Origin of the sequence: Chitinophaga sp. Cy-1792, assembly GCF_011752935.1 — a bacterium.
GTDB lineage: Bacteria > Bacteroidota > Bacteroidia > Chitinophagales > Chitinophagaceae > Chitinophaga.
In genome coordinates, this window is record NZ_VWWO01000001.1 from 2,012,989 (window position 1) to 2,027,159 (window position 14,171).

The 14,171-nt window shown below is 44.2% G+C and carries 12 protein-coding genes; 9 read left to right on the top strand and 3 right to left on the bottom strand.

What is annotated here, in order from left to right:
• Positions 1 to 37: 37 nt before the first annotated feature.
• Positions 38 to 799, bottom strand: coding sequence for a carbonic anhydrase family protein (locus tag F3J22_RS08245; protein ID WP_167016058.1), 762 nt, complete (start codon positions 797 to 799; stop codon positions 38 to 40).
• 143 nt (positions 800 to 942) lie between these two features.
• On the opposite strand from F3J22_RS08245, the gene F3J22_RS08250 reads away from it, so the two are divergent.
• Entirely contained in the window at positions 943 to 1,890 is a 948-nt protein-coding gene (locus F3J22_RS08250) for a tail fiber protein (RefSeq protein WP_167016060.1), read from the top strand.
• A gap of 63 nt (positions 1,891 to 1,953) precedes the next feature.
• Here the strand turns inward: F3J22_RS08250 and F3J22_RS08255 are convergent, their stop codons facing one another.
• Positions 1,954 to 3,855 (bottom strand): DUF4139 domain-containing protein, encoded by a 1,902-nt coding sequence (locus F3J22_RS08255; RefSeq protein WP_167016062.1) that lies wholly within the window; start codon positions 3,853 to 3,855, stop codon positions 1,954 to 1,956.
• A 174-nt stretch (positions 3,856 to 4,029) separates the two neighbouring features.
• On the opposite strand from F3J22_RS08255, the gene F3J22_RS08260 reads away from it, so the two are divergent.
• Entirely contained in the window at positions 4,030 to 5,187 is a 1,158-nt protein-coding gene (locus F3J22_RS08260) for a thioredoxin fold domain-containing protein (RefSeq protein ID WP_167016064.1), read from the top strand.
• 100 nt (positions 5,188 to 5,287) lie between these two features.
• Here the strand turns inward: F3J22_RS08260 and sucC are convergent, their stop codons facing one another.
• Positions 5,288 to 6,502 (bottom strand): ADP-forming succinate--CoA ligase subunit beta, encoded by a 1,215-nt coding sequence (gene sucC / locus F3J22_RS08265; RefSeq protein ID WP_167016066.1) that lies wholly within the window; start codon positions 6,500 to 6,502, stop codon positions 5,288 to 5,290.
• Positions 6,503 to 6,666: 164 nt separating this feature from the next.
• Here sucC and F3J22_RS08270 point away from each other — a divergent pair, with 164 nt between their 5' ends.
• The 7 genes from F3J22_RS08270 (at position 6,667) to F3J22_RS08300 (ending at position 14,004) form a co-directional block, all read left to right on the top strand.
• Complete coding sequence (locus tag F3J22_RS08270) at positions 6,667 to 7,488, top strand: purine-nucleoside phosphorylase (protein WP_167016068.1); 822 nt, start codon at positions 6,667 to 6,669, stop codon at positions 7,486 to 7,488.
• A gap of 18 nt (positions 7,489 to 7,506) precedes the next feature.
• Entirely contained in the window at positions 7,507 to 9,489 is a 1,983-nt protein-coding gene (locus F3J22_RS08275; RefSeq protein ID WP_167016070.1) for a putative porin, read from the top strand.
• Positions 9,490 to 9,577: 88 nt separating this feature from the next.
• Entirely contained in the window at positions 9,578 to 9,967 is a 390-nt protein-coding gene (locus F3J22_RS08280; protein ID WP_167016072.1) for a hypothetical protein, read from the top strand.
• A gap of 92 nt (positions 9,968 to 10,059) precedes the next feature.
• Positions 10,060 to 10,602: a heavy-metal-associated domain-containing protein gene (locus F3J22_RS08285; protein WP_167016074.1), complete on the top strand. Its 543-nt coding sequence runs from the start codon at positions 10,060 to 10,062 to the stop codon at positions 10,600 to 10,602.
• 25 nt (positions 10,603 to 10,627) lie between these two features.
• The gene (locus F3J22_RS08290) at positions 10,628 to 11,494 is read left to right on the top strand and encodes a hypothetical protein (protein ID WP_167016076.1); all 867 of its coding nucleotides are present in this window, start codon (positions 10,628 to 10,630) and stop codon (positions 11,492 to 11,494) included.
• A gap of 5 nt (positions 11,495 to 11,499) precedes the next feature.
• Positions 11,500 to 12,084: an AraC family transcriptional regulator gene (locus F3J22_RS08295; RefSeq protein WP_167016078.1), complete on the top strand. Its 585-nt coding sequence runs from the start codon at positions 11,500 to 11,502 to the stop codon at positions 12,082 to 12,084.
• 237 nt (positions 12,085 to 12,321) lie between these two features.
• Positions 12,322 to 14,004 (top strand): murein L,D-transpeptidase, encoded by a 1,683-nt coding sequence (locus F3J22_RS08300; RefSeq protein WP_167016080.1) that lies wholly within the window; start codon positions 12,322 to 12,324, stop codon positions 14,002 to 14,004.
• The last annotated feature ends 167 nt before the right edge of the window (positions 14,005 to 14,171 follow it).

Below are 14,171 nucleotides of genomic sequence, written 5' to 3' on the forward strand. Positions count from 1 at the left end.
AGGAAGTCGGTCTCTACTCAGTAGAGACCGACTTTTTTTATTGTACAGGAGTTACCTTACCGGTGCTCATATCATAGACGGCACCCGTAATGATCAGGTCCTTGTTTTTCTCCATTTCTGCCAGTATCGGGCTGTTTTTTCGAATTTTTTCGATGGTTAACCGGATATTCTCCTCACAAACTTCATGGACGTAAGCGTCATTTTTGGAGGATTTATCGCCGGTATATGCAGTGATGCTGACTGCCGGGCGGATCTTAGCCAGGAGGGCCGTAATATTACCTAATTTAACATCATCTATGGCTGACTTGATGGCGCCACAATGTTCATGGCCCAGTACCATAATGACTTTCGCGCCGGAAACCTTGCAACCAAATTCCATGCTACCCAGTATATCATCATTGACAATATTCCCTGCTACTCTGGCCACAAAAATATCTCCGATGCCTCTGTGAAAAACATCCTCTACGGGCACCCTGGAATCCAGGCAGGAGAGGATGACAGCCTTTGGAAACTGGCTCATGGAGGCGGCCCGCACCCTGGCGGTATTATTGCGAACAGTCAGCTGGTCATCAACAAACTCTTCATTTCCTTTCATGAGCATATTCAATACATCACCGGGTGTCAGGGCGTTTTGCTGTTCCTGTGTAAGCACCGGGTTAACGAGTACATCAGCTGTATCGATGGATACGGTTCCTGCTTCTGGCGTATCAATATCCTCCACGGACGTCTCAGGGACATTGTTGCAGGCTGCAAATATGGCTAAACAGCTGATGCACAAGACAAGTATTTGCTTTTTCATGTCCTGTTTTTTGACAAGAAAAACATGAGACCACCGTGATTGTTTACAGTTGCGAGCGGTTAACCTGATTATTTAATAAGTAAGATGCTATATTTTTGTGGGCTGTTTTCGTAAAAAAGTAACCTTTTATTCAAACCTATATCATGAAAAAAATAGTAACCCTCGTAGTATGCTTTTTACTACCATTGCTAAAAGTTGCTGCGCAGGATGTGAATACATTCTACTCTACCATATTATTTCCAGGGAATTATATAACAGGGGATTATGTAGAATTTGTGCAGGTAACTCCGAATGATGCAAGTGCTGCTGGATATTATGAAGTTTCTATTTCATATACCAGAGGCAATATTGCCGCTTCTGCAACACACATTGTAAGTGCGTCCCATGCAAACGGTAATGTTTGGCGAGAAGCAGGCAGAGTAAACAGTAACCCATATTTGGGAAGTCAGATGAGCTTTACTGTAGATGCAAATACAACTTACAATAATACCCGGTTTAGAATCCGGGCAATTGCAACATACGGTCTGGCGACTGATATCAATGTGCATGTAAAAATCAGGGCTATCGGCTGGAATAACGGATTTGCAGATTTGAATGTTCGGGGTAATACCACTGCTCCTGTGGGCCTCTTGCCAATGACTGCTGAATGGAATTTGTGGGTGGGAGATGTGTACAAGACCGGAACAGCTAATATTGCATTGAAGGCAGATATAAATGGGAATATCGGTATCGGCACTTTATCCCCTCAGTCTAAATTAGCGGTAGCCGGAACCATTACAGCACAGAAAGTAAAAGTAACTGCTACCAGCTGGCCAGATTATGTATTCAAAAAAGATTATGCTTTACCATCATTGAAGACTGTCGAGGAATATGTTGCTACTTACAATCACTTACCTGGTATCCCAGCTGCTACAGTTGTAGAAAAGGAAGGACAGGATTTAGGAGATATGAATAAGCTGTTATTGCAAAAGGTGGAAGAATTGACATTGTATTTAATAAATGAACACAAGAAGAATGAGGATTTGGAATTGCAGTTGCAACAAATACAGCGACAATTACAGACGCTCAAAGATGAAATCCATCGTAAGTAGTAATTGACGGTCATCTAAATTATACTAAAAGAGCAGCCTTGATGGCTGCTCTTATTATTTGAATCATTCTACATTCGTAATCATCCCCTTCGGATAGGTCACCGAATATTTCAGTACCCGTTTCTGTTCTCCTGCTGCCGGTATTTTCAGGTTCCAGCTGAGTATTTTTGTATCCTCGTCCAGGGAGGCATCGCCGTATTCTACTTTGGATACATCCGTTTCTGCGGCCACCTTAATAGGTAGCTGGTCCTGGACGATGATATTGATAGGTGTTTGTTTGTTGTTGCGCACGGCTATTTCCCAGGATTTAGCTAATGTAGTGCGGCCACCGATGAAGCTTTTGCGGCTTTCATCTTTTTGTAATGTTCTGCTGATCAGCACTTGTTTGTCTTTACCGAGGGAAAGCTGCAGCGTATCATTGCCGCTTTTCATTTCCAGTAAAGTTTTACCGAGGTAGGTGCCTTCATAGTAAATGCTGGCTTCGCCATCCAGGAGGTTGAAGGATTCCCAGTCGGTGATATTGGCCATGAGGAAGGCAGCCTTATCAAGTTTAGGAACGGCATAGTATTGATAGCCTGCATCTACTTCCAGTTCTTTAATGCCAACAGTATAAGGCTTTCCATCCGGTGGAATGCTGTATGGTACGGGGATATCGAACATGACAGTTGTTGGCGTATAGGCTTCGGGGATATCCATTGGTGCCAGGAAGCTTTTTACTGCTTTTTTGGTTTTACTGTTTGCTGATAGCCCTGCCACACGGCCTTGCAGAGCGCTGGAAAGATCGTTGGTGTCGCCATATCCGGTAACAACCACTTCACTAAGTGAAGTGTTGGAGGGCCTCATCGCTACGGACATATAGTTATAGGGGATTGCTTCTTCGTTTTGAAAGCCGATATAGGAGAACTGGAATATAATATTATCGCCGGAAGGCTTTTGCAGATGGAATTTGCCATTGGCATCTGTATTGGTGCCGATAGAGCTGTTCTTAATTTTAACCACTACGCCAGGCAGCGGGTTGCCGCTTTCGTCTACAACAGTTCCGTTGATGTCGTTGGAAACCTGTGCCTTATAAAGGCCGGCCATGGCCTTGTCCCGCTCGGCGGTGCTGTAGTATTGGCGCAGGTACCAGGGTGTCAGTATAGGTTTGCTATTACTTTCATCGGGTACGCCGGTGCTCAGGGAGAGCTTTACATTTTTCCAGTCTTCCCCGCACTGCTGGTATACATTGGCTTTGTAAACCAGTGACAGCGGGTGGTTGATGTCTTTCACACGAATATCGTAAGAGGGAATCCAGCCTGCGTTTTTAACAAGATAACTAACATTGATTTTGCCGTTAACTGGTTCTTTTGCCTGTAGGTCAAGAATAATATCACTGGTAGGGGCGGAGGAGAGGTTATTCAAGGCAGCCAGCTGGGCTTCTATCTTTCTTTTATCATTTTCTTTTGCAGAGATGATTTTGTTGATTTCCTGTGTTTTGTTCAGATTTTCGGATAGTCGTGCCCGTTGGAAATCGAGGGAAGCCTGTAAGTCAGTGGCTTTGAGGCCATTGTTACCGCCTATATTCTGATTTTTAAGCAGCATATTACGTTCTTCCGTATATACCTGTGCGTTATTTCTTTCTTTTTCTATCTGGTCTTTGACTTTGTCGAGTTGTTCATATAAGGCAGAAATTTCTTCTCTTTTTGTTTGCTGGTGCATGATGTTAGGTTGCCTGGAAACTGCCAGCAGCGTGAAATTGCCGCTGCCATTTACCTGAATGCTCTTCTCTTCCAGGTCGGGGGAAACATCTGTAATAATCACCTGGCTGGTACCGGCGGGCAGGGAAATACTTCCACTGCGGTCTACCTGCGCTCCTTTGAGAAATACGGTTACTTTGGAGATGCTGGTTGATATTGTCTGTTTCTTTGTCTGGGCGATGGTTGTTTGCACTACCAGCGCCAGCGGAAGTAACAATAAATGCTTCATAGTGCGAATTTTCCAACATGATGCATGGAAATCAGGCATTCCATAAATGGGAATAACTTTTTTCACCGTTTATAGAAAAAAACTTCCGGTGGAGTAGAACAGCCTTGTTTCTCCATCGATTTTGTTAGCTTAGCACAAAATCAAACCACAAACCACACCATTAAAAACTGACAGATGAAGAAAACCATCTATTCCCTGCTGCTGGCGGGGTGTATGCCATTGGCTGTCTTTGCACAGGACAGCACCCAGTTTATCAAAGCGTCCTGGAAGGACTTGCTGGTAAAGGCTAAAAAAGAACACAAACCTATTTTCGTAGACACTTACTTTGAAGGATGTCATGCCTGTAAAGACATGGAAATGCGTGTATTTCCTGTAAAGGAAGTAAAGGAATACATGCAGGAGAACTTTATCAACACAGGATTTGATGTATTCAAGGAAGACTTTGGATTTGATCTCTGTGCAAGATATATGCTGCACGGTTTTCCAACCTATTTAATCATCTCCCCGGAGGGGAAACTGGTAGATATGGACCTGGGCTATAGCGACTATGACAAATTCCTCGCATTCCTGAAACAGGCATCTTCCCGTTACAAAAATGGTCAGTTCCACGATGGCTTTGCCACTAACGTGAAGAAAGACGGGCCGGACTGGTACCAGGCGATGTTCAGCAAAAACCGGATCGTACCGAAAGACTCTGTATTACTGCCTTTCCTGGCAGCGCAAAAGAATAAAATGTCTGAAATGGCAGGGAAGGCAATGGCTATTGCCCGCAACCTGCCTGCCGATTACCGGGCTTATTACCTGGCCAACCGCAAGCAATACCAGGATAAATTCGGTAAAGACATTAACTCAGCTATTTTGTCCAATATCATAAATGCCGACCTGAAAGAACTGCCTAAAAGTTTCGATCAGGCAGCCTTTGATGCATTCATCAAAAAGCATGAAGCAGAATATGCCGGTGCCGACTGGCAGGCAATTAAAATGCAGTTTGCATCTGGTTATTTCATGAGAAACAAACTGTATAATGAATACCTGGATTATGTTATTGCCAATAATAACATGAATGACAATGATGTACGGGTATTCGCATTTAATGCAGGCCAGGAGTTGTATAAGAACCCTGAACTGGCGGCTAAGTATACAAAATGGGGTATGAAAGCAATGAACCAGCATTGCAGCATGGAAGTATTAACAGGCATGAGCAGGTTTGCAGAGAAAGCAGATCACAAGGCAGAAGCTAAGCAGTACATGAACTGGGCTGCTGAAAAAGCGGAAGCTATGGGCATGACCGATGCCGCCACATCTTATAGAAGTGCAGCAGAAAAAATGTAAATCATCTGCCTGATAAAACAAAAATCCCCGTCTCTAATGAGTAGAGACGGGGATTTTTTATAAAAAGAAAATAAAATCGCGTTGCTTAAAAAGCAGTCAATTAAGCGCTAACAGCTTTGTTAACCAGTGCAGCTGCTTCGCTCAGGAGGATAGCAGACTGTACTTTCAGGCCTGATTTTTCGATCAGTTCTTTAGCTTCAGCAGCATTGGTACCCTGCAGACGTACGATGATAGGTACGTTGATGGTGCCAATAGACTGGTAAGCGTCGATAACACCCTGTGCAACCCTGTCGCAACGAACGATACCACCAAAGATATTGATGAGGATCGCTTTTACTTTAGGATCTTTCAGGATGATACGGAAACCTGCTTCAACGGTCTGAGCGTTTGCAGTACCTCCTACGTCCAGGAAGTTAGCAGGCTCACCGCCAGACAGTTTGATCATATCCATGGTAGCCATTGCCAGACCGGCGCCGTTTACCATACAACCTACGTTACCGTCGAGTTTTACGAAGTTCAGGTTGAATTTACCTGCTTCTACTTCGGTTGGATCTTCTTCGGTGATGTCGCGCATAGCTTCCAGGTCTGCATGACGCATTAAAGCGTTATCGTCCAGGTTTAATTTAGCATCAACAGCGATGATTTTTTCGTCGCTGGTTTTGAACAGCGGGTTGATTTCCAGCATGCTGGCATCCAGTCCTACGTAAGCATTGTACAGGTTAGTTACGAATTTAACCATGTTTTTGAATGCCTCACCGCTCAGACCGAGGTTGAAAGCGATGTTACGTGCCTGGAATGGCTGCAGGGTCATGTTAGGACGAACCCACTCTTTGAATATTTTTTCTGGTGTGCTGTGAGCAACTTCTTCGATATCCATACCACCTTCAGTGGAGTACATGATAACGTTCATGCTTTTAGCACGATCCAGCAGGACAGACAGGTAGAATTCTTTTACCGGGTTAGGACCAGGATAGTAAACATCCTGAGCTACCAGTACTTTATTTACCAGTTTACCAGCTTCACCAGTCTGAATGGTCACCAGGGTGCCACCCAGAATGTTGCCAGCAATGGTTTTAACATCTTCCGCATTTTTTCCTACGGCCACACCTCTCTGTTCTGTACCACGGATTTTACCCTTACCGCGTCCACCAGCATGAATCTGTGCTTTTACAACAGCAAATTCATTACCGTAAGTAACTTTCAATTGTTTGTAAGCCTCGGCGGCCGCTTCAGGAGTATCTACCGGAATACCTTCCTGTACCGGTACGTTATATTTTTTCAACAGTTCTTTAGCCTGGTACTCGTGTAAGTTCATCGGAATAAAATTTGCCGCTAAAATAGGTCATTATGATTTAAATATAAAACTCAGTCATTTGTGAATTAAAAAATAACTTTGCGCCGGTTAGCCGGTAATCCGATATTGCAGTAAATTATCGTCCGTCTTTCATTGAAATTAAACGAATTAACGAAAAAGTAAATATGAGCGAACTCACCGATCAGATTAAAGCAGCGAGTGATTATATCAGTAAATTCTGGAATGAAAAGCCACTGGCGGGCGTTATCCTGGGTTCTGGCCTGGGCGACCTGGTGGAAGATATTGAAGATCCAATCGAAATTCCTTATAAAGACATCCCGCATTTTCCGGTATCGACCGTAGAAGGCCATTCCGGTAAGCTGATCCTGGGTTTCATGGGCGACAGACCTATCGTTGCCATGGCAGGCCGCTTCCATTATTATGAAGGCTTCTCTATGAAACAGGTGACTTTCCCGGTTAGAGTAATGAAGGAGCTGGGTATCCATACCCTCTTCATTTCCAACGCTGCCGGCGGTATGAACCCTGATTTCAGCGTAGGTGACCTGATGATCATCCGCGATCATATCAATCTTCAGCCGGAACATCCGCTGCGTGGACCTAACGAAAGTACCCTCGGCCCACGTTTCCCGGATATGAGCGAGCCTTATAATAAAGAACTGATTTACCGCGCAGTAGAAATTGCAGCCATGAATCAGATCGACCTGCATTCAGGCGTTTACGTAGGCGTTCAGGGCCCAACCTTCGAAACAAGGGCAGAATATAAATATATGCATATCATCGGTGGCGACGCCGTAGGTATGAGCACCGTGCCAGAAGTAATTGTGGCTGCCCACGCCGGTCTGCGCGTATTTGCCATGAGTGTAATCACCGATATCGGTATCCGTGAAGAGGAAAATGTGATTACCCACGAAGAAGTACTGGAAGCTGCAAAAGCTGCAGAACCAAAACTTACCCTTATTTTTAGTGAATTAATCCGACAACTGTAAATGCATCTTCCTTTTCGGATGAGATTTCTGATATTCACGTGCCTGTTCCTCCTGGGAGGATCACAGCTGATGGCACAATTTAATACCAACCGCCTCAACAGCATGGGCGGTGGTGGCGGCGGTGGCGGCGGCAAAATGCAACGCGATACCGCACACCATAAAGAGGAACTGGATACGCTTACATTAAGCTATCGTTACCTGAATGCGCCTTATCAATACACCATCGACTCGCTGGTGAATGATTTCAGCGCGCAGTTCCTGAAAGTGCCCGCCAGTTACATGACTACGGGCAACAGCGGTGGCGCAGCCAGAAACCTGATCGTTTCCCCTTTGATGAAAGCCGGATTCGACGCCGGTTTTCACGCATATGACGTCTACGCCAATACCCACGAAACTGCCAGGTTTTACCACACTACCAAGCCGTATACAGAAATGAACTACCTGGTAGGTAGTAAACAGGAACAGATCATCGGGGTAACCACCACGCAAAACCGTACAGAAAGGTTCAACTTCATGTTTGATTACCGCAAGGTAAATGCACCGGGATACTATAAATCCCAGACTACCAGCCATGATACGTATCGCCTGACGGCACGCTACCAGACTAAAAATAAAAGGGCAAATACCTATCTCGACTTTTATTATAACAACCTGAAAGGCGGAGAAAACGGCGGTATCAGAAATGACTCCTTCCTGCATATCTCCAGTTATAATAACCGTAGAACCATTCCCGTTAACCTCGGGAACGAAAACAGTACTACGTATAACTTCTTCAGTACCAGCATTCCTGTAAAGTCGCAGTACCAGCAGTTAGGGTTGATGATCCAGCAACAGTACGACTGGGGCAACGGTGTCACCATCCATATCAACGACAGTACCGACTATTACAAGTATGACCCTTACTTCAGGGTGCAGTATACCTTCAATCTCCAGAGCGATAACTATCAGTTCATGGATAACAACCCGGATACTGCGTATTACCCTAGCCGTTATGGGATACAGGTAGCGCTGAACGACTCCGCCATGCTGGCCAAACACCAATGGCGATTGTTATCCAACGACTTATCACTGCTATCGTTTCCCGTACGTGGCAACCTGAACCACTTTATTAGTGTGGGTACCAGGTTCGAGAGCCTGCAGGGAACCTTCCTGGATGCCGATATCAGCTTCAGTAACATGGTGTTACATGGAGAATATCGTAACAAGACCAAAAACAACCTTTGGGATTTCTCTGCCAAAGGAGAGTTTTATCTCGCAGGACAAAATATCGGTGATTATAATGTCAGTGGTATGCTGAGGCGCCATCTGAATGATGTACTGGGAGATATGAAGTTGTCTGTTAATAACGTAAACAGAGAACCATCTTATGTTTACAAGTATTTCAACAGTAACAGGACGATCTGGTACAACGAAACGCTGGCAAAGGAAAATATCACACAGTTACAGTTTGCGACCGAGAACCCGAAGCTGAAATATAATCTTGCGGTAAATTATTTCATGTTTACCAACTATACCTACATGAAGGATTATTACCACAGTGCGCAATATGGCTCACTGTTTAACCTGTTGCAGGTGGTGTTCAGCAAGAAATTCACGTTCCATCCGTTTGCATGGTATATCGACGTGGCCTTCCAGCAGGTACATGGCAACGGGCCTATGAACGTGCCTACCCTGTGGACGCGCAACAGGCTTGCCTTCGAGAAAAAACTCTATACCAACCTCAATCTGGTAACTGGTCTTGAGTTTAAGTATAATACAGATTATTATGGCGATGATTATTCTCCGCTGAATGGTCAGTGGGTTTACCAGAATAAGACCAAAGTAAGCTATGTAGCACCGGATATTGCTGCGTTTGCGCATTTCCGTATTAAATCCTTCTCGGCTTTCGTACGTGCGGAAAACCTCAATACCCTGTTTGCCAACAGTAATATGGCGGCGCCGTTGTATCCGTACAACAACTTCGATTTCAGGTTAGGTATACGTTGGTGGTTTATTAACTAATTACGTTTACCGCTTATATAAAACTGGCCCTCATCGACAGCGATGGGGGCTTTTTTTATGGTAAAAAGCCTTATTTTTGTGGCGTAACATGAAGAAATTTTTTGCCATATTATTTGCCGCAGTGTATATCACGCTTACCAGCGGGGTTGCATTGAACCTGCATTACTGCATGGGCAAACTGGCTTCTGTTGATTTGCAGTCGGATGTTGCCGAAATCTGCAATAAATGTAAGAAGCCGGCAAAAAACATGGATTGTTGCCAGGACCTTTTCAAATTCTGTAAAGTAACCGAAAGCCATCATGCAGCACCTGCCATACAGCAGGATTTCAGTATTGCTGCTGCGCTTCAGTTGCCGGTAAAGGTCCTTCCTGAACCAGCAGTAATGGCTATTACTGAACGCCAGGAAATACGCCCGCATGGTCCCCCGGATATCCGGAAAGTCCCCATATTCCTTCAAAACTGCACTTTTCTGATCTGATTTCAGCAATCTTCCCCCAAATGCTCCAATAGGAGTAAATATGTTAATTGCTGAAAAATAAATCTTAACAGATAATAAAAAATCATCAGATCATGAAATTCCTAACACTGATTGTTCTCGCTTTAGGTATCACCTTTGGTGCCAGTGCCCAATATAAAAAAGCAGCTGTTCAGGCTACCGGCCTTACCTGCGCCATGTGTTCCAATGCCACTTTGAAATCATTGGAAACATTATCCTTTGTTGATAAGATTGACACTGACCTGGAAAATACCACCTTCATCCTGTATTTTAAACCAGGAGCGGCCGTGGATATCGATGCCATTAAAAATAAAGTGGAAGATGCCGGATTTTCTGTTGGAAAACTGGTAATAACGGCAAATTTTGATCAGACAGAAGTGAAAAATGATACCCATGTGCCTTTTGCCGGCAGCACCCTTCACTTTATGCATGTGAAAGACCAGGTACTTAAAGGGGATCAGAATCTGACTGTAATTGATAAAGACTTCGTATCTACCAAACAATATAAAAAGTATGCAACTGAAACCAGTATGGCATGCTACAAAACAGGCATGATGGGCGATTGCTGCCACAGCGGTAATAAGGCCTCTAACAGAGTTTATCACGTAACTATCTGATGCTGTTTTATTTATAGGAAGATATATGAAGAGATTAATATTCACAGTGGTGGCCTTACTGGCCATCACTGGTATGGCTACCGCACAGGAATTATATGTTAACAGTGAACCTGCCAGCAATATGCCGGCTAACTCGATGGGGTTCAGGCTCACCGGAAAAGGCATGACGATGGACCAGACAGGTCGTACGGCGCTCAGAGTAGAACCGGAGGTCATGTTTGGTATCACCAAAAAGCTGATGGTACACCTGGCCGCCTACGGTTCAGATATGATGCAATCCAACTTCCGTTTTGAAGGAGGGAGTATCTACGCTAAATACAGGTTCCTGTCGCACGATGAGCAACATGCCCATTTCCGAATGGCAGCCTACGTAAAAGGTTCTTTGATAAACAATCCGATAATGCCTGCACCGGATATGTCGTCCAAACCCTACCGCAATGCGGACTTTGACCTGGATGGCAGCAACAGCGGTATAACTGGCGGGATTATTGCCACTCAGCTGCTGCATAAACTGGCGCTGTCAGGAACGGCAGGTTATACCCGGTATTTGAACAATACCAGGGATAATATACCTCCCGACATGTTTGCCACGGACGCAGTCAATTATACGCTGAGTGCGGGTTACCTGGTATTACCGGTGAAATACAAAAGCTATAAACAAACGAATCTGAACCTCTATGTGGAGTTGCTGGGGAAAACCAACCTGACCAACACCGCATTGGCAAAAGGTAGTTACATTGATGTAGCGCCGGCTGTACAGTTCATCTTCAATAGTGTCACGCGACTGGATTTTTCGTACAGGACGCAGCTGGCAGGAAGTATGGACAGAAATGTCTATAATTCGTTTTTAGTAAGATTAGAACATAATATCTTTAATGTTTTAAAGAAATAACCACCATGTCGAAAAACGAGGCGACTACCGAACTTTTCGTTAAAAATATGGTCTGCCCGCGTTGTATCAAGGTGGTAACCTCCATACTTGAAGACAAGGGCCTGACAGTGAAAAAAATGGAGCTTGGAAAGGCGACCATTGCAGGAAAAATAAATGCAGACCAGCTGAATGAGCTGATTCCGGCATTGCAACACGAAGGATTTTTACTGATTGATGATAAGAAACAACAATTGGTTGCAGCCATTAAGAGTATCATTGTTGACACCGTCCATTACTCTGATCTGGATGAGTTAAAAGAGAATTTTTCTACGCTGTTATCAACGCGTTTACAGAAAGATTATCATCTGCTCAGCAGCTTGTTCTCTGAACTGGAAGGCACTACCATTGAACAGTATATCATCCAGCAGAAAATTGAAAGAGTGAAGGAATTGTTGCGATATAATGAATTGAGTCTGAGTGAAATAAGTTACCAATTGGGCTACAGTAGTGTGGCGCATTTGTCTGCCCAGTTCAAAAAAGTTACCGGAATGACGCCGAGTCAGTTCCGGCAGCAACCGGAAGGAGGACGTATTTCGCTGGACGAAATTTAAAAATAATATAACCGTTAACGGTAGACGATAGTTGTTTTAGTTTTAGTTTTTAAGAGGCTGCTAATCGTGGCAGCCTCTTTTTTAAAATTGTGAGGTATGAAAAAGGTTTTAACCGGTTTTTTGAAATTCCTGCAATCACTTTTTGTGAAGAAGGATTGTTGCAGGTAATATTTAATAACAGAAAATTTCCGGCACAGTATTCGCAAATTGCTATCTTTACTTAGCGATTAACTGCAGATGAAGAACAAGAAATTAATTATCAGCTTTCTATTAGGATCTGGAGTATTTGTACTGTTAGCCTGTGGAAATAATAAGAAAAAGTACACTGCCCCAAAACAAAAACAAATAGTTGTCAACGTCAGGGAACTGGACGAAGTAGTGAAAGAAAGTATTTCAGAACGTCTTTCCTTACTCTCGGATAACGATGGCCTTTTAGAGGATAGTATCCGCGCCTTTCGTTCCCAGGCACTCCAGGATTTTTACCAGGTACATGCACATCAGGCCGAATGGTCTGACCATGGAAAAATCCATCCTGTAGCGGATTCCATGATGGAATGGATCCAACACGCCGAAGAAGTAGGATTGTTGCCGGCACAATACCATGCCAATGCATTATCCCAGACCTTCGATCAGTTACACAATGATGCCAACGCCCGCAAAGACGCTGCCCTATGGGCTAAAATGGATGTGCTGCTTACAGATGCATTCATGAAAATGTCTTCAGACCTGCACTTCGGAGCAGGCCCGCGCGACAGTATCACCCTTCAGAAAGATTCTCTCTATGCCACCAGCTTCCTGGTTTCCAGGCTACAGCAGGCATTGAGCGAAAACAACATCAGTGCTTTCTACGATAGTCTGCAACCGGTACATCCAGGCTATGTGGCACTCAAAGAAGGTATCCGCACTTTTAAGGAAAAGTATGACCATATGAAATGGGATACTTTGCCGCTTAACTACACCGATACGCTGGGATTCCGTCAGCTGCTCACTTACAGACTCGTACAGGGCGGCTATATGGACACTACCGGTACTGAGGGCGCAGTAGATACTGTTGCCATCAAAAAAGGTGTGAAAGCTTTCCAGAACGAATTTAACATCTACCCTGATGGCGTTGCCGGCAAACGTACAGTGATAGCGCTGAACAGAACACCGCACGACTGGATCATGCAGGCTGCCGTAAACATGGACCGCTGGCGTAAACTGGCCGATACCATGCCAACGCAGTATATCCTTGTAAATGTACCGGGATATACCATGCGCGTATTTGATTCAGGAGAAGTGAAACTGGAATCCAGGGTGATCGTAGGCGCACCACGCACACGTACACCGATGCTGAATTCCTATATGAGCAACTTCATGCTGTTCCCTTACTGGCGCGTTCCATACAGCATCGTATTCAAGGAAATGTTGCCTGCCATTAAGAAAAATGTTGGTTATCTCGCTTCTAAAAATCTGGAAGTAATTGATAAAAATGGCGAAGCCATTGACCCACATACCATCGACTGGAGCAAAATTACCAAAGACCATTTCCCTTATGTATTACGCCAGATGGATGGTATTGATAACTCACTGGGTATTATGAAATTTAATTTCAGAAATAAATTCAGTGTATATCTTCACGATACCAATAACCGCGGACTGTTTAAAAACTCGATGCGTGCTATGAGCCATGGATGCGTACGTGTACAGCAGTGGGATAGTCTGGCACAATACCTCGTACGTGGCGATACTGCCCGTCATACCGGCGATAGTATCAATGCATGGATCAGCAGAGGTGAAAAGAAACAAATAGATCTGCGTCAGCATGTACCTATTTACCTGCGTTATTTTACGGCAGAAGGTAAGGATGGCAAACTTGTTTTCTTCGATGATATTTATGGAGAAGACAAAGTATTACGCAGAGAAATGAAATATAACTAACTAATCATAAAATAGAATCGCTAAGCATACTTAGCCCTGGTTTGAACTGCTTCATCCATGCAGGCAAACCAGGGCTTTTGCTTTTTCAGGCAGCTATATAAGCTATAAAAAAAATAGCCCCGGTCAGTAATTAACTGCCGGGGCTTATATTTTAAGACGCCTTTAGG